The organism is Vibrio salilacus, assembly GCF_002811245.1.
Taxonomy (GTDB): Bacteria; Pseudomonadota; Gammaproteobacteria; order Enterobacterales; family Vibrionaceae; genus Vibrio; species Vibrio salilacus.
On record NZ_NIVQ01000016.1, the window covers coordinates 14,859 to 30,836 of the forward strand.

Consider the following 15,978-nt stretch of genomic DNA (forward strand, 5'->3'; position numbering starts at 1 on the left):
TTTATTCTCGATGGTATGGGTGGTTGGCAGTAATGCTCCACGCTCGATAAAGACTCTCTGCCATGACAATACGCACCAAAGGATGAGGCAGTGTTAGCGCAGACAAAGACCAGCTTTGATCTGCCGCGGCTTTACAATCTGGTGATAATCCTTCTGGTCCGCCAATCAAAATAGAGACATCTCTGGCGTCGAGTTTCCAGCTTTCTAATTGCTCTGCCAGTTGTGGGGTATCCCACTTTTTCCCCGGGATGTCGAGAGTAACAATTCGGTTGCCTTTTGGCACGGCCGCCAGCATCGCTTCACCTTCTTTTTGCAGAATTCTTGCAATGTCGGCATTTTTGCCACGTTTTCCGGCGCTTATTTCCACCAGCTCAAGTGGCATATCATGTGGAAAACGGCGACGATACTCTTGGAATCCTTCTTCAACCCATTTTGGCATTTTGGTTCCGACAGCGATAAGCTGGATCTTCATGATTAGCTCCAAAGCTTCTCAAGTTGATAGAGCTCGCGTTGCTCTTCTTGCATGACATGGACAATGGTTGATGCCATGTCGAGTACAACCCATTCACCTTGTTCTTGACCATCAATACCAAGAGGTTCGATACCGAGCACTTTTGATTCTTTGGCCACATGCTCGGCGATTGACGCGACATGACGTTTAGAGGTTCCGGTACAGACAATCATGAAGTCAGTAATGCTTGATTTACCTCGCACATCAATGGTTTTGATATCTTGTGCTTTCATATCATCCATTTTGTCGATTAATAATTCGTTTAACTGTTCAAGTTGCAAGGTCTTGCCCTCATTATTCTGGGTGATTAACTGTTTTTTACGGCGGCGAATTATAGCACGCTTTTCATATCCGCACTGACGGCAAGCATAGCTCGCAGCTTAACTGATGCAATAATGGCCAGCATGATCGCTCATATTGCGTTTTTACCGTCACTTCAGCTTGCGCCAACAACTGTAGTTGCTTTGTGAGGTTGGATAAACTGAGCCTTTGCAAAGCCGCAGAGTAGAGTGGGCGTTTAGATTGCCAAATTCGATAGTGTTCGAAAATCTGCCCCATTGGCTGACTTTGCATTAAGCTCGCCATACTCATTAGCTGGGTGAGCTCTTTTTGTAAGGTTCGAATTAGAATCACCGCTTCGACGCCTTCTACTTCAAGCTGTCTTAATATCCGCTGTGAGCGTTTGGCTTTTCCTGCCAATAGCGCATCGACCCAATGAAATGCAGTGAAATGGTTATGACGACTTAGTGCGTGCTCCAAGCGAACTAAGTTCAACTCACCGTCAGGGTAGAGTAGAACCAGTTTTTCTAAACTTTGAGTCAGAGCAAACAAGTTTCCTTCATGCCACTGCGCCAACATTTGTATCGCTTCAGGGTCGGGTTTTAGGCCCAATTTACGGCAGCGCGCTTGGACGAATTGTGGTAATCGCTGAATGTCGGGGGTTAGGCAACTGACCCAGCAACCATGTTGGTTTAACGTTTTGAACCACTTTGCGTTTTCTTGCGCTTTGGTTAGCTTAGTACCAATTACCAACAAGAGAATATCTGGATGCAACACAGAGGCGATGGCGAGCAATTCTTTACTAATCGCGGCATTAACGCCGCTTTCTGGCAATTCAAGCTCAATCACTTGGCGCGCGGAAAATAGACTCATCGCCTGGCAACAGTCATAGACTTGATTCCAGTCGAGTGAGTTATCGACGGCGAAACGATGGCGCTCTTCAAATCCTTGCGCCAATGCCGCTTGTTGTATCGCTTGACGAGACTCTTGCACCAACAAGGGCTCATTACCAAAGATCAGGTAAATAGGGTCGAGTCGCTTATTGAGCTGCTCTGTCAATCGATCAGCGAAAATTCGCATAACAGTTATGGATTCACATTGGTGTGAGTAGACGATGAGTTCTGAGCCTCATCAGAATAGAGCGTCTTGATCTGGTATTGCTCTTCTTCTGCGCCAAGTTGAACTTCTTGTTCTGACTCTAGGATTTCGTTGGCTTCAATGTCGGCTTTTAAACGCGCCATTTGGCGAATAATTTGCGCAGAGGCCAATTTACGCATTTCATCTTCGATCATGTCACGTTCGACGGATTTCGCCAGTGCGGTGAGCGGGTTATCGAGATAGCTGCGCGTCACGCTGGTTGAGAATGTTTTTGCGCCGAGCTCAGGTAGCGTCACGCGGTAAGAGGCTCTAAAGGTTAACTCTTTCTCAGCGGCACGGGTATTTTGATATAAAGACAGGGTGCGCTCGCCAACGCCTTCGCTAATCAAGTGCAAGTTAGGCACATTGGCCGCGGGTGGCACAACGTCAATCTCACTCATACGTAGCTGGCCTTTCATCATACGGGTAAAGCTACTGTATTGGTCATAGCTGGTCAGTGACATTGTCTCAAGTTCATCAGGAACCGAGTAATCACCACGCAGATGAAAGCCACAAGCCGACAACAAAGAGGCAGCGAGAACGAGGGTGGTCATTTTGATTGAATGTGTAGTAAATAGTGCTCTTACTCGTAGAGGGAACATAGTTTGATGGCTCTCGATGATTATTGGAATACTTATCTTAAAACTCTACCTCAAGCAGAGCTGCTAAAGTGTTAAGATAAGTAAAGCAGGGCAGTGCGCCCTGCTTTAACGTTAGTGAGCGATGATTAGTTCGCCACGATGTTCAAAAGCTTGCCAGGTACGAAGATAACTTTACGGATAGTTAAGCCATCTAGGAACTTCTTAGCATTCTCGTCGTTCAGGCCAAGCTCACGAACTTGCTCTTCTGTTGCGTCAGCAGCAACGGTTAGTTTTGCACGTAGCTTACCGTTGATCATGACAACAATAGTCTTTTCGTCTTCAACTAGGGCTTTCTCGTCAAACGTTGGCCATGTTGCTGAGTCAATGTTTGCTTCGCCAAGAGCAATCCACATTTCGTAACAGATGTGCGGAGTCATTGGGTAAAGCATGCGAACGACCGCTTTTAGCGCTTCATCAAGGATCGCACGATCTTGGACAGATTCTTGAGGTGCTTTCGCCAGTTTGTTCATCAGTTCCATGATTGCAGCGATGGCGGTGTTGAACGTTTGGCGACGGCCGATATCATCCGTTACTTTGGCGATAGTCTTGTGGATATCGCGACGAAGTGCTTTTTGAACGCCAGATAGAGCAGAAGCATCAACCGATTCAGCAGCTCCTTTAGACGAGTGAGCGTGAACCAGTTTCCAAACTCGCTTAAGGAAGCGGTTTGCACCTTCAACACCAGATTCTTGCCACTCAAGAGTCATGTCAGCAGGTGAGGCAAACATCATAAATAGACGAACGGTATCTGCACCATACTTGTCGACCATCTCTTGTGGGTCGATACCGTTGTTCTTAGACTTAGACATTTTGATCATGCCTGAGTGATCAACTTCGCGACCTTGGTTGTCGACAGCTTTTTCGATGCGACCTTTACCATCACGTTCAATCGTTACATCCGTTGGAGCAACCCACTCTTTGGTGCCCTTCTCGTTGGTGTGGTAAAACGCATCAGCTAGAACCATGCCTTGACATAGTAACTGCTTGAATGGTTCATCAGAGGTGACATAACCTGCATCACGTAGAAGCTTGTGGAAGAAACGCGAGTAAAGTAGATGCATACAAGCGTGCTCGATACCACCAACGTATTGGTCAACCGGTAGCCAGTAGTTGGCTTTTTCTGGGTCTAGAATGTCGTCAGCTTGTGGTGAACAGTAACGAGCGTAGTACCAAGATGATTCCATAAAGGTATCGAACGTATCCGTTTCACGCAGAGCTGGCTCACCGTTAAAGGTGGTCTCTGCCCACTCTTTGTCTGCTTTGATTGGGCTTGTTACGCCGTCCATGACCACGTCTTCAGGAAGAATAACGGGTAGTTGGTCTGCTGGTACTGGGTGAACTTCGCCGTCTTCAGTCGTGACCATTGGGATTGGTGCCCCCCAGTAACGTTGACGAGACACCCCCCAGTCACGAAGACGGAAGTTTACTGTCTTTTTACCATTGCCTTCAGCTTCAAGCTTTGCTGCAATTGCGTTGAACGCTTCTTGGAACGCAAGGCCATCGAATTCACCAGAATCGAACAATATGCCTTTTTCAGTGTATGCCGCTTCAGAAACATCTAGCTCAGAACCGTCTTCAGGTTTGATTACAGGGATGATATCGATGCCGTACTTAGTCGCGAACTCGTAGTCACGTTGATCGTGAGCTGGGACCGCCATGACTGCGCCTGTACCATAATCCATCAGAACAAAGTTGGCCACGTAAATAGGAACCTCACGGCCGTTCAATGGATGAATAGCAGTAAGGCCAGTCGCCATACCTTTCTTTTCCATTGTTGCCAGTTCAGCTTCAGCGACTTTGCTGTTCTTACACTCATCGATGAATGCGGCAAGCTCAGGGTTATTTTCGGCAGCAATGGCAGCAAGTGGGTGACCTGCGGCGATGCCTACGTAAGTCACACCCATAAGTGTGTCAGGACGGGTGGTGTACACTTCTAGATCTTGCTGACCGTTTACTTCACCATCCTTCAAGGCAAATCGCAGTTCAACCCCTTCAGAGCGGCCAATCCAGTTACGCTGCATGGTTTTAACCATTTCTGGCCAACCATCAAGATTATCAAGATCATCAAGCAATTCTTGTGCGTACTCAGTGATCTTAATAAACCACTGCGGAATCTCTTTCTGTTCGACTTTCGTATCACAACGCCAGCAACAACCATCTTCTACTTGTTCATTGGCCAATACTGTTTGGTCATTTGGACACCAGTTTACCGATGACGTCTTTTTATACACTAGGCCTTTGTTGTAAAGCTTAGTGAAAAATGCTTGTTCCCAACGGTAGTACTCAGGCGTACAGGTCGCAAACTCACGATTCCAGTCGTAGCCAAAACCGAGCAGTTTAAGCTGGTTTTTCATGTACTCAATATTTTCATAAGTCCATGGCGCAGGAGCAGTATTATTTTTTACGGCTGCATTTTCTGCTGGTAGACCAAATGCGTCCCAACCGATAGGTTGCATAACATTTTTACCTTGCAGACGTTGAAAACGAGATACCACATCACCGATAGTATAGTTACGCACGTGACCCATGTGCAGTCGGCCACTTGGGTATGGGAACATAGACAGACAGTAGAATTTTTCTTTGTTTGGGTCTTCACTGACAACAAACGTTTTGTTGTTATCCCAGTGCTGTTGAACTTTCTGTTCAATATCTTGCGGGTTATATTGTTCTTGCATCGATGATATCCGGTTATCTTGGAATTTGTGAGTTCGGTTAGAACAGACATTAATAGATCGTCATAGAATACCTAAAGGAAAGGTGCACAACAATAGTCAATCCATAGTCACATCGTCTTAACTCTGCCTTGAGTGATCACCTGAGGTGCGATTATGAACAGGTTGATGTAATTCATCATGGAGATCCGCTATGCCAAAACGAAAAGCAGGTTATGAAGAGATGCTTGAGGATGTGGTTGAAACATTGAAACACAGCCCCGAAGAAATCAATCATGTGCTCGAGAAATCGGGGCAAGTGGCAAAGGCGGCCAATGATTTATCTAAAGATGAGCTTTCGCTGGTGTCGGCGTACGTTAAATCGGATTTAAAAGAGTTTGCCGATAGCTATCAACAATCTAAAAGCGGGCCATTTTATCTGATGATCGCTGACTCTATCTGGCAAGGGCTACTTGAAATTACCGATAGAACGAAAGTCGAGTGGGTCGAGTTATTTGAAGATTTAGAGCATCAAGGGCTCTACCAAGTTGGTGAAGTGATTGGTCTTGGGGTATTAGTTTGTGACGATTGTGGTCATAAAACTCACTACAACCATCCGACAGTGATTATTCCCTGCATTAAATGCGGTTGTAAGGGCTTTAGCCGTCAGCCACTCAAGCCGTAACGGCACGCTCTAGCTGTAAGATAAAAACCAAGGGTTGATGTTATCCATTAACCCTTAATCTGTTACTGGTTAGCCTTTTAAGCGCCATCCGGCGATCAAGCTCAATACGACCCACAGATAAATAGGCCAGGAGCCCAAATGTCGATAAGGTGTGTCACCTTGTATTGACGGTATTTCTGCGCGCAATACGGCCGTCTCAAATTGAGGCACCTTGGCAATGATATGACCTTTGTAGTCTGTGACTGCGGTAATACCATTATTGGTTGCACGTATTACCGGTTTACCCAATTCTAGTGCTCGCATCCGCGCGATTTCCATATGTTGCAGCGGCCCGATAGAGCGGCCAAACCACGCGTCATTCGATAAGGTGAGGATAAAGTCAGTATCATCAGTAATATTTCGTCTTACCTGTTCATTAAAAATGATTTCGTAACATAAAGCCGGTGCAAGCTGTTTGCCGTTAGCATCGATATTAGGCTGAATGAAGTCACCTGGGGAAAAAGAGGACATGGGTAAGTTGAAAAAGGGCGCGATAGGGCGCAGTACACTTTCAAATGGGACAAACTCACCAAATGGCAGTAGGTGGTGCTTGTGGTAGCGCTGCTCCATATCATACTGGTAACCTAACTGCGGCTTTTTTCCTAGGGTCAAAATGCTGTTATAGAACTTTTTATTGTCACCTTGATTGACTATGCCAGTGATAATCGTGCTGTGATTCATGGCTGCTGCGGAATCTAGGTTGCTGAGATACGACGATATCTCAAACTCAAACGCTGGGATAGCCGCTTCAGGCCAGATGATAATATCCGCGTCCCAGTTGTCTCGGGTCAGATCGGTATATTTCATTATGGTTGGCCAGCGTTGGCTAGGCTGCCACTTAAGTTCTTGCGCGATATTGCCTTGGATGAGGGCGACTTTGGTTGGTTCGCTGTCTCGTGGGCTTACCCATTGGGCCGATTGGAGTGCAAAGCCAGACAATAAGATGACCGCAGGAACAACCAGTGTTGACCACTTTCGGTGCAGCATAGCGTAGCTGATAGCGCCACTGCAGATAATTAACAACAGCGTGATTAACTCAACACCGGCAAGCGGTGCAAAATGAGCGAGTGGGCCATCAATCTGGCTGTAGCCAAGCCATAACCAAGGGAACCCCGTCATTACCCAGCCGCGCAGCCAATCAAAAATAAGCCACAATGCAGGTGCAGCAAGCAGTAAACGTGAACGCTTAGATTGCGGAAAAAAGCGGTTTAAACTCCAGCTAAACAATGCGCTGTAGATGGCTAAATAGCCGACCAGTAGCGCCATCAGTACCACACTGGCAATTTGGGGCATGCCACCAAAGTTATCTATGCTAACGTGAACCCAGCTAATGCCAGTCGCGAACTGACCTATCCCCCAAAAGTAACCAAGCGTCAGTGATTGTTTTGGGCTTTGCTTGTGAATAAGTAGCAGCAAAAGTGTCGGAGAGACGATTGCCAGCGGCCAAATTTGATAGGGCGCGAAGGCAAGGGTGGTTAAAGCGCCAACAAAAACGGCCGCGAGCGGCCGTTTTAGGCGATGAAATAGTGTACTTATCATCGGACTTATCTTGATTCTCCATAAGGAGCGTTGCGTTACTCGCCAACTACGTTTAAAGCTGACTCTTCGTCTGGTATGGTAACTTGTAATTGAACCACGCGGCGGTTATCGGCGGCGGTTACTTTGAAGTTGTAGCCGTCAATGCCGACCACTTCACCACGCGAGGGTAAGTGACCCAGAGCGGTCATGACCATGCCACCGATGGTATCGACCTCTTCATCACTAAAAGAGGTACCAAAGGTATCGTTAAACTCTTCGATCGTGGTTAGCGCTTTCACCGCAAAGGTGTGTTTGCTTAACTTACGGATGTCGAGTTCTTCCTCGTCATCAAACTCATCTTCAATTTCCCCAACAATTTCTTCGAGGATATCTTCAATGGTCACCAGCCCTGATACGCCACCAAATTCATCGACCACAATAGCCATGTGGTAACGCTCTTGGCGGAATTCTTTAAGCAGACGATCGACGCGTTTGCTCTCAGGAACAACGACGGCAGGACGTATGACCTGCTCAATGTTGAAAGGTTCACTGTCTGAGCCTAAGTATTTCAGTAAGTCCTTCGCAAGCAGAATGCCTTCTACATGGTCTTTGTCTTCGCTGATCACTGGGTAGCGTGAGTGCTGAGCCCCTGTGATAAGGTTAATCAAAGTGTCTAAGTCGTCACTTCGATCGACAGTAACCATTTGCGAACGCGGCAACATAATGTCGCGCACGCGCATCTCAGAAATCTCCATCACACCTTCAAGCATATCTCGAGTGTCATGGTCGATTAGGTCATTTTCTTCCGAGTCGCGAATGGCATCGACGAGCTCTTGGCGATCTTTAGGTTCACCTTGGAATAATTGACCTAGGCGTCCGAAGAAGGACTTTCTACTCGGACCTTCAGATTTTTCTTTCTTACCTTCTAGAGAAGAGGGCGAATTGTCTTCGTTCATTGTTTCTCAAACTAGTAACGCTATCAGAAGTGTGATAGCACACATTAGTGACGTTAATGGTGCGGGCAAACTGCGAAAACGCGTTCAACCCAGATGATCAACGTTACTCTTTTTCTGCAATGTAGGGGTCATTGAACCCCATGCTTTGCATAATTTCTGTTTCGAGTGACTCCATCTCTTCGGCTTCGTCATCGTCGATATGATCATAACCTAGCAGATGCAAGCTACCATGTACAACCATATGCGCCCAGTGCGCCATAAGAGGTTTATTTTGTTCGATAGCTTCACGTTCAACCACTTGACGACAAATAATCAAGTCACCTAGCAAGTCAAGCTCGATACCCGGAGGGGCTTCGAAGGGAAAAGACAGCACGTTAGTTGACTTATCTTTACCACGATAGTCATGATTTAACTGGTGGCTCTCTTGCTCATCGACAATACGAATGGTCAGTTCCGCTTGCGGCTGGAACGGAATGATCGTTTTATCGAGCCAAGTTTGAAAATCGTGCTCAGTCGGAAGCCCTTTTTCATTTTCAACCGCAAACTGTAGATCGAGTTGAATGCTCATTATTTACCTTCAGTCACTTCTGCTTGAACTTGTTTGGTCAGTTCCGCTTTAGCGGTTTCAATCAGTTGAACTTCACGCTCTTCACGACGTTTCTTCTCAAACTCTTTACGCTCTTTTTGATCTTGCGCTTCCCATTTTTCATAAGCGTTGACGATGCGCGCGACCACTGGGTGACGAACAACGTCGTCGGCTTGGAAGAAGTTAAAGCTAATATCATCGACTTCGCTTAGTACTTCAATAGCATGGCGAAGGCCCGATTTTGCGCCGCGTGGTAAGTCAATCTGAGTAATGTCACCGGTGATTACTGCGCGCGAGTTAAAACCAATACGGGTCAGGAACATCTTCATTTGTTCCACCGTGGTATTTTGGCTCTCATCGAGAATAATGAACGCGTCATTGAGTGTCCGGCCGCGCATGTAGGCCAAAGGTGCAACTTCAATCACGTTGCGCTCAATCAACTTCTCGACCTTTTCGAAGCCGAGCATTTCAAACAAAGCGTCGTAAAGTGGGCGCAGATATGGGTCCACTTTTTGACTTAAATCGCCGGGTAAAAAACCGAGTTTTTCGCCAGCTTCAACCGCAGGGCGGGTTAGCAAAATACGACGAATTTCTTGGCGCTCCAGTGCATCTACCGCCGCTGCTACGGCTAAGTAAGTCTTACCTGTCCCTGCCGGGCCAATACCAAACGAAATGTCATGAGTTACCATGTTGACTAAGTATTGAGCTTGATTTGGTGTGCGGGGTTTGATCACGCCCTTTTTGGTCTTAATAAGGACTTCTTTACCATGCTCGATATTGGACTCAAGGTTTTGCTCAAGTACACCCGTTTGTTTGATCGCTAGGTGGATCTCATCGGGTTCAATATCTGGGATATTGCCACGAACAGGCGAGGTATTAACGTAAAGCGTTTGGATAATTTCCAATGCAGCAGCACTGGTATGAGGCTTTCCTACAATAGTAAAAAAGTTGCCTCGGTAGCTGATTTCAACACCGAGCCTGCGCTCAAGGTGTTTAATATTGTCGTCGAAAGGACCGCACAAGCTGGCAAGACGGCGGTTATCTGAAGGTTCTAGATTAATCTCTAGCGTAATAATTTTAGTGCTCAAAGTTGCCTCTCATTTGTGGCAGTCCGATTGAGACCGGACTGCCAATGGCTTATCTACCTCTCTAAGATGGTTACTTACAGAGATAATTTCAAGCTTACGGCGTAAAAGTCGCCACACCGAGCTCATCTTGACGTTTCGTTTTCGCGATCATTTGCGTTGGGGAAATGATGCTGCGCAGATCCATATCTTTTTCAGTACGAATCAGTTCACCACGTAACGAGTTAGCAAAAACATCGGTGACCTTCACATCAACAAACTGGCCGATGAGATCAGCACTGCCTTCAAAGTTCACCACGCGGTTATTCTCTGTACGTGCGCGAAGCTCCATTAGATTCTTTTTCGATGGACCCTCGACCAGTACACGCTGCTCGGTACCCAACATCAGACGTGAGTAACGCATCGCTTGGCTGTTGACGGTTTGTTGCAGTTCGTACAAGCGCTGTTTCTTCACTTCTTCGGACAGGTCACACGGGTAATCTGCGGCAGGCGTGCCTGGGCGTGGTGAGAAGATAAAGCTAAAGCTCATATCGAAATCAACGTCTTTAATCAGCTTCATGGTGTCTTGGAAGTCTTTATCTGTTTCACCAGGGAAGGCAACGATAAAGTCTGAGCTGATTTGAATGTCAGGACGCGCTTTACGTAGCTTACGAATAATCGATTTGTACTCAATCGCGGTATGTGGACGCTTCATCATGGTTAAAATACGGTCACTGCCACTTTGTACGGGTAAGTGGAGGAAGCTAACCAGTTCAGGTGTGTCTTCGTAAACGGCAATGATGTCGTCAGTAAATTCGAGCGGGTGGCTGGTGGTGAAACGAATACGGTCGATACCATCGATAGACGCCACCAAACGAAGTAGCTCAGCAAAAGAGCAGATCTCGCCATCGTGAGTTGGACCACGGAAAGCGTTAACGTTTTGACCCAACAGGTTAACTTCACGCACACCTTGTTCAGCCAGTTGGGCGATTTCAAATAGGACATCATCCATTGGACGACTGACTTCTTCACCACGTGTATATGGAACCACACAGTAAGTACAGTACTTAGAGCAGCCTTCCATAATCGACACAAATGCGGTTGCACCTTCGGCGCGTGGTTCGGGTAAACGGTCAAATTTTTCGATCTCAGGGAAAGAGATGTCCATTACAGGGGCATGATTGCTTTGCGACTGCTTAATCATTTCTGGTAAACGGTGCAGGGTTTGTGGACCAAAAATAACATCAACAAATGGCGCGCGTTCACGTATATGGTCGCCTTCTTGAGTAGCAACACAACCGCCAACACCGATCACAACGCCTTGTTTTTTGTCTTTGAGTGTTTTCCAACGACCAAGTTGGTGAAACACCTTTTCTTGCGCTTTTTCACGAATAGAACAGGTGTTGAGCAGGAGTACATCTGCCTCTTCTGGTTTTTCTGTCAGCTCATAGCCGTTAGCCGCGTTCAGTAGATCCGCCATTTTTGATGAATCGTATTCGTTCATCTGACAGCCCCAGGTTTTAATTAGCAGTTTCTTACTCATGTTTTCGCTCGATCGTTAGTTTAAATTAAGGGAGCAAATTGCCCAGTGTGACAATTATCCATCTATCAATGTTTTTCTGATGGTTTTTTCTTCTCGCATATTAGCGAGCCGGGTATTGTACTGCTTTAAAAACCGACTGACTAGTGCCGTGGTTGAATCAATTGCAAGCGTTATTGTACAAGGGATTAGACCATCTCTAACATGAGGTTTTAGGTTACATTTTTAGCAATGAAATCGTACAATAAAAAACAGTTAAAGAATCAACATGATGAAATACAAAATATGAGCAGATTTGATGTTGCCGTAATTGGTGGGGGCATGGTCGGAGCCGCTGTTGCCATCGGTTTTGCCAAGCAGGGAAGACGAGTAGCGGTTGTAGAAGGCTTGGCGCCTCGTCCTTTTTCCGCTGAGCAAGCGATGGACATTCGTGTTTCCGCCATTTCCGAACATTCAGTTTCTGTTTTAGCAAGCCTAGGAGCGTGGCAGAACATTGCTCAAATGCGTGTGTGCCCTTATCGCCGCCTAGAAACTTGGGAGCACCCAGAGTGCCGTACCCGTTTTCATTCTGATGCGCTTAATTTGGAGCGTTTAGGCTACATTGTCGAAAATCAAGTGATTCAGTTGGGACTATGGCAACAATTTGAATCCTGGCCTGAGATTGAACGGTTCTGCCCTGATACGCTGGATGATATTGAGTTTGGTGAAATAAACCAATTGACTCTCTCTTCTGGCGCAACGTTAGAGGCTGATTTAGTCGTTGGTGCGGATGGCGCCAACTCTAAAGTACGAACACTCGCGGGAATTGGCGTAACGGCCTGGGACTATCGCCAACATTGTATGTTGATCAATGTGGAAACAGAGCTCGCTCAGCAAGACATTACTTGGCAACAGTTTACCCCATCAGGACCACGCTCTTTTCTGCCATTAAGCTCTTTAGAGAGAAATGGTCACATGGTAGGTCAAGGCTCCTTGGTTTGGTATGACTCACCGAAACGAATTAAGCAGTTGTCGGCCATGACTCCTGAACAACTACGCCAAGAAGTGTTAACACATTTTCCTCGCGAGCTTGGCGACATTCATGTACTACAACACGGCTCGTTCCCTCTTACCCGCCGACATGCACAAACATACGCCAAACAGCGCTGTGTTTTAGTTGGCGATGCTGCGCACACAATTAATCCGCTAGCAGGTCAAGGTGTGAACCTAGGCTTTAAAGATGTCGAGGCTCTGTTGGCCGTGTGTGAGGGTAAGGGTGTGATTAGCCAACCAATGTTAGCCAAATATCAACGCCAAAGGCGACCAGATAACTTGCTGATGCAGACGGGGATGGACGTGTTCTATAAAGGTTTCAGTAACGATATTGCGCCGTTAAAACTTGCACGTAACGCAGCGTTAAAGTTGGCAGAGCATAGCCCATTAAAAACGCAGGTTCTAAAATATGCTTTGGGATTGTGATATCAATCTGATCAGATTGATATTATTGAACAAAAAACAAAAAACAAAAACGCAGCCATGAAGGCTGCGTTTTTTTGTGTTTGGCTAAGTAGTGATTACTTAGTGACACGTAGTACTGGTGTTTCACCAACAGTCACAGAACCAGAAAGCTTGTTCAGCTCTTTGATTTCGTCCATGTTAGAGATAACAACAGGAGTCAGTGTAGACTTCGCTTTCTCTTCAAGTAGAGCGAGATCGAATTCGATGACAGTGTCGCCTGCTTTCACAGATTGACCTTCTTCAGCGATGCGCGTGAAGCCTTCGCCTTTCAGCTCAACAGTGTCAATACCGAAGTGAACAAATAGCTCAACGCCATCGTCAGATTCAATAGAGAACGCATGGTTAGTTTCGAAGATCTTACCGATAGTGCCATTTACAGGAGCTACCATCTTGTTGCCTGCTGGCTTGATAGCAATACCATCACCAACAATTTTCTCTGCGAAAACAACATCTGGCACATCTTCAATGTTGACGATTTCACCAGATAGAGGTGCGATGATTTCGATTGCACCGGCGTCAGCGCTGTCGTCAGATACTAGCTTCTTAAGTTTGTCAAACAGACCCATTGTGTCATGCTCCTAACGTTTTTATTAATTCTGTCGAATAATAGTATACCAATCTCACAAGATAGACGACAAATTTCGCCGCCTATCTTATTGGTATTGCCTGATTATTGCGTTTTCTCTGCGATAAACTTTTCTACTACGGCTTCAATTTCTGCCGCCGTTGGAAGAGACAGGGCTTGTTCCGCCATCGCTTTCACTTCAGCGAAGTTAGAGTTACGGATAACTTTCTTCACTTTAGGGATAGAGATACCACTCATCGAGAATTCATCAAGGCCCATACCAAGTAGGAGCAGCGTTGCACGTTCATCACCTGCAAGCTCGCCACACATACCTGTCCATTTACCTTCAGCGTGAGAAGCGTCAATGACTTGCTTAATCACGGTCAGTACTGCTGGCGACATTGGGTTGTAAAGATGAGAAATCATCTCGTTACCACGGTCAACCGCTAGGGTGTACTGTGTTAGGTCGTTGGTACCAATAGAGAAGAAGGCTACTTCTTTGGCTAAGTGGTGGGCGATCGCAGCCGCTGCTGGCGTCTCAACCATTACACCAACTTCGATGCTTTCATCAAAGGCATGGCCTTCTTCACGCAGTTCAGCTTTGTACTCCTCGATGGCTTTTTTCAGCTCACGAATTTCCTCAACAGAAATAATCATTGGGAACATGATACGCAGTTTACCATGTGCAGACGCACGTAGGATGCCACGTAACTGGTCACGAAGGATTTCACGACGGTCTAAACTGATACGCACGGCGCGCCAGCCAAGGAACGGGTTCATCTCTTGTGGCAGATCCATATATGGAAGATCTTTGTCACCGCCGATGTCCATGGTACGGATGATTACCGACTCACCATGCATGGCTTCAGCCACTTCTTTGTAAGCTTGGTATTGCTCTTCCTCAGTTGGAAGTGCATCACGATCCATAAATAGGAATTCAGTACGGTACAGACCAACGCCTTCACCACCGTTACGAATGATACCATCACAGTCTTTTACAGTACCGATATTACCGCACACTTCTACGCGATGACCGTCAGTGGTCTCAGCGTGTAGGTCTTTCAGTTTGGCAAGTTCTTCTTTTTCAGCAATGAAAGCGGCTTTCACTGCTTTTGCTTCTGCAAGTTCAGCGTCTGATGGGTTGATAACGATCTTGTTGTTCATCGCATCAAGAATCAGCATATCGCCGTTTTTCACTTTTTTAGTGATGTCGTTAGTACCGACAATCGCAGGAAGTTCAAGAGAACGAGCCATGATTGAAGTGTGTGAAGTACGACCACCGATGTCACACGCAAAACCAAGCACGTAGTCTAGGTTGATCTGTGCAGTCTCAGACGGTGTTAAGTCGTAAGCAACTAGGATCACTTCTTGATCGATATCGCTTAGGGATACGATGTTGATGCCGAGTGCATTTTTCACAAAACGTGTCCCAATATCTCGGATATCAGTGGCACGTTCTTTTAAGTATTCGTCGTCTAGAGATTCTAGAGCGGATGCTTGCTCTTCGATAACGGTGTAGATAGCGTTATCAGCGTGCATCTTGTCATTCTTGATAAGTGCTAGGATTTCTTCCTCTAGCTCTTCGTCTTCAAGAAGCATGATATGACCTTCAAAGATCGCTTCTTTCTCTTCACCAAAGGTTTCAAGTGCTTTCTGTTTTACCATTTCTAACTGAGCTGAAGATTTGTTACGAGCGTCAAAAAAGCGCTGAACTTCAGCTTCAATTTGATCATCAGAAATAGCGTGTGTGTTTAGGACAATTTCATCTTCTTGAAGTAGTAGTGCTTTACCGATAGCAATACCAGGAGATGCTAGGATGCCTGAAATCATAGCCTTACCTTAAATTGGTCAACTTTAAAACGGGAGAATAATGGATGCGCTAACGAATAGTTTTAGCTTATATTTTAGTTTATTTCCAACAAAGCCATTTTGTTGTGCAAAATGGCTTTGAGAAACTAAAAACTGAATTAGTGCAGTTGGTCCATTAGAGCAACTAGGTGGTCAACAGCTTGTTGAGCCTGTGGGCCCTCAGCTGAGATAGAAACTACTGTACCTTTAACTAGGCCAAGAGTTTGTAATTTGAAAAGGCTTTTAGCGCTAGCGCTTTTACCGTTAGAAGTCACTGTGATGTCCGCATCGAATGATTTAGCTTCTTTAACGAACTGTGCTGCAGGACGAGTGTGAAGGCCATTTTCTGCAGTGATTTCTACTTGCTTCTCGTACATGTTATATACCCCAATTAATTTATATTTTGATAGTTTCTTAACCAGTTTTAGCTTAACCATAAAAAAGCATTTCTGCTAGTAGGC

Annotated in this window: 15 protein-coding genes; 2 read left to right on the forward strand and 13 right to left on the reverse strand. The window is 46.0% G+C overall.

Annotated elements, in window-relative coordinates:
* Position 1 precedes the first annotated feature (1 nt).
* The 5 genes from rlmH to leuS all read right to left on the reverse strand — a co-directional run bounded on the left by rlmH (position 2) and on the right by leuS (position 5,243).
* Positions 2–472, reverse strand: a complete 471-nt coding sequence (rlmH, locus tag CDZ87_RS11715) for a 23S rRNA (pseudouridine(1915)-N(3))-methyltransferase RlmH (RefSeq protein WP_100753718.1) — start codon at positions 470–472, stop codon at positions 2–4.
* A 2-nt stretch (positions 473–474) separates the two neighbouring features.
* Entirely contained in the window at positions 475–792 is a 318-nt protein-coding gene (gene rsfS, locus CDZ87_RS11720) for a ribosome silencing factor (protein ID WP_100753719.1), read from the reverse strand.
* 64 nt (positions 793–856) lie between these two features.
* A complete protein-coding gene (gene holA, locus CDZ87_RS11725; RefSeq protein ID WP_100753720.1) occupies positions 857–1,870 on the reverse strand; it encodes a DNA polymerase III subunit delta in 1,014 nt (337 codons plus the stop codon).
* Positions 1,871–1,875: 5 nt separating this feature from the next.
* Positions 1,876–2,529, reverse strand: coding sequence for an LPS-assembly lipoprotein LptE (locus tag CDZ87_RS11730; protein WP_100753721.1), 654 nt, complete (start codon positions 2,527–2,529; stop codon positions 1,876–1,878).
* Positions 2,530–2,654: 125 nt separating this feature from the next.
* Complete coding sequence (gene leuS / locus CDZ87_RS11735; protein ID WP_100753722.1) at positions 2,655–5,243, reverse strand: leucine--tRNA ligase; 2,589 nt, start codon at positions 5,241–5,243, stop codon at positions 2,655–2,657.
* A 190-nt stretch (positions 5,244–5,433) separates the two neighbouring features.
* On the opposite strand from leuS, the gene CDZ87_RS11740 reads away from it, so the two are divergent.
* A complete protein-coding gene (locus CDZ87_RS11740; RefSeq protein ID WP_100753723.1) occupies positions 5,434–5,904 on the forward strand; it encodes a zinc ribbon-containing protein in 471 nt (156 codons plus the stop codon).
* Positions 5,905–5,973: 69 nt separating this feature from the next.
* Here CDZ87_RS11740 and lnt read toward each other — a convergent pair whose 3' ends face one another.
* The 5 genes from lnt to miaB all read right to left on the reverse strand — a co-directional run bounded on the left by lnt (position 5,974) and on the right by miaB (position 11,610).
* On the reverse strand, positions 5,974–7,482 hold the full coding sequence (gene lnt, locus CDZ87_RS11745; protein WP_100753724.1) for an apolipoprotein N-acyltransferase: 1,509 nt from the start codon (positions 7,480–7,482) through the stop codon (positions 5,974–5,976).
* 35 nt (positions 7,483–7,517) lie between these two features.
* A complete protein-coding gene (corC, locus tag CDZ87_RS11750; RefSeq protein WP_100753725.1) occupies positions 7,518–8,417 on the reverse strand; it encodes a CNNM family magnesium/cobalt transport protein CorC in 900 nt (299 codons plus the stop codon).
* A gap of 103 nt (positions 8,418–8,520) precedes the next feature.
* On the reverse strand, positions 8,521–8,985 hold the full coding sequence (gene ybeY / locus CDZ87_RS11755; RefSeq protein ID WP_100753726.1) for an rRNA maturation RNase YbeY: 465 nt from the start codon (positions 8,983–8,985) through the stop codon (positions 8,521–8,523).
* A complete protein-coding gene (locus tag CDZ87_RS11760) occupies positions 8,985–10,091 on the reverse strand; it encodes a PhoH family protein (protein ID WP_100753727.1) in 1,107 nt (368 codons plus the stop codon). The genes ybeY and CDZ87_RS11760 overlap by 1 nt, the downstream gene beginning before the upstream one ends.
* A 94-nt stretch (positions 10,092–10,185) precedes the next feature.
* On the reverse strand, positions 10,186–11,610 hold the full coding sequence (gene miaB, locus CDZ87_RS11765) for a tRNA (N6-isopentenyl adenosine(37)-C2)-methylthiotransferase MiaB (RefSeq protein ID WP_100753728.1): 1,425 nt from the start codon (positions 11,608–11,610) through the stop codon (positions 10,186–10,188).
* A 282-nt stretch (positions 11,611–11,892) separates the two neighbouring features.
* Between miaB and CDZ87_RS11770 the strand changes: the two genes are divergently transcribed.
* Entirely contained in the window at positions 11,893–13,065 is a 1,173-nt protein-coding gene (locus CDZ87_RS11770; protein ID WP_100753773.1) for a 2-octaprenyl-3-methyl-6-methoxy-1,4-benzoquinol hydroxylase, read from the forward strand.
* A 95-nt stretch (positions 13,066–13,160) separates the two neighbouring features.
* Here CDZ87_RS11770 and crr read toward each other — a convergent pair whose 3' ends face one another.
* From crr to CDZ87_RS11785, 3 genes are all read right to left on the reverse strand, one after another.
* Positions 13,161–13,670 (reverse strand): PTS glucose transporter subunit IIA, encoded by a 510-nt coding sequence (crr, locus tag CDZ87_RS11775; RefSeq protein WP_038175495.1) that lies wholly within the window; start codon positions 13,668–13,670, stop codon positions 13,161–13,163.
* 104 nt (positions 13,671–13,774) lie between these two features.
* Positions 13,775–15,499: a phosphoenolpyruvate-protein phosphotransferase PtsI gene (gene ptsI / locus CDZ87_RS11780; protein WP_100753729.1), complete on the reverse strand. Its 1,725-nt coding sequence runs from the start codon at positions 15,497–15,499 to the stop codon at positions 13,775–13,777.
* A 137-nt stretch (positions 15,500–15,636) separates the two neighbouring features.
* Positions 15,637–15,894, reverse strand: coding sequence for an HPr family phosphocarrier protein (locus CDZ87_RS11785; protein ID WP_032552209.1), 258 nt, complete (start codon positions 15,892–15,894; stop codon positions 15,637–15,639).
* Positions 15,895–15,978 lie beyond the last annotated feature (84 nt).

What these genes read in the sequence shown, in the direction of transcription:
- lnt (WP_100753724.1), bottom strand. Translation starts at nt 7,482, where the DNA reads ATGATAAGTACACTATTTCATCGCCTAAAACGGCCGCTCGCGGCCGTT.
- corC (WP_100753725.1), bottom strand. Translation starts at nt 8,417, where the DNA reads ATGAACGAAGACAATTCGCCCTCTTCTCTAGAAGGTAAGAAAGAAAAA.
- leuS (WP_100753722.1), bottom strand. Translation starts at nt 5,243, where the DNA reads ATGCAAGAACAATATAACCCGCAAGATATTGAACAGAAAGTTCAACAG.
- ybeY (WP_100753726.1), bottom strand. Translation starts at nt 8,985, where the DNA reads ATGAGCATTCAACTCGATCTACAGTTTGCGGTTGAAAATGAAAAAGGG.
- holA (WP_100753720.1), bottom strand. Translation starts at nt 1,870, where the DNA reads ATGCGAATTTTCGCTGATCGATTGACAGAGCAGCTCAATAAGCGACTC.
- CDZ87_RS11785 (WP_032552209.1), bottom strand. Translation starts at nt 15,894, where the DNA reads ATGTACGAGAAGCAAGTAGAAATCACTGCAGAAAATGGCCTTCACACT.
- CDZ87_RS11730 (WP_100753721.1), bottom strand. Translation starts at nt 2,529, where the DNA reads ATGTTCCCTCTACGAGTAAGAGCACTATTTACTACACATTCAATCAAA.
- rlmH (WP_100753718.1), bottom strand. Translation starts at nt 472, where the DNA reads ATGAAGATCCAGCTTATCGCTGTCGGAACCAAAATGCCAAAATGGGTT.
- crr (WP_038175495.1), bottom strand. Translation starts at nt 13,670, where the DNA reads ATGGGTCTGTTTGACAAACTTAAGAAGCTAGTATCTGACGACAGCGCT.
- CDZ87_RS11740 (WP_100753723.1), top strand. Translation starts at nt 5,434, where the DNA reads ATGCCAAAACGAAAAGCAGGTTATGAAGAGATGCTTGAGGATGTGGTT.
- ptsI (WP_100753729.1), bottom strand. Translation starts at nt 15,499, where the DNA reads ATGATTTCAGGCATCCTAGCATCTCCTGGTATTGCTATCGGTAAAGCA.
- miaB (WP_100753728.1), bottom strand. Translation starts at nt 11,610, where the DNA reads ATGAGTAAGAAACTGCTAATTAAAACCTGGGGCTGTCAGATGAACGAA.
- CDZ87_RS11770 (WP_100753773.1), top strand. Translation starts at nt 11,893, where the DNA reads ATGAGCAGATTTGATGTTGCCGTAATTGGTGGGGGCATGGTCGGAGCC.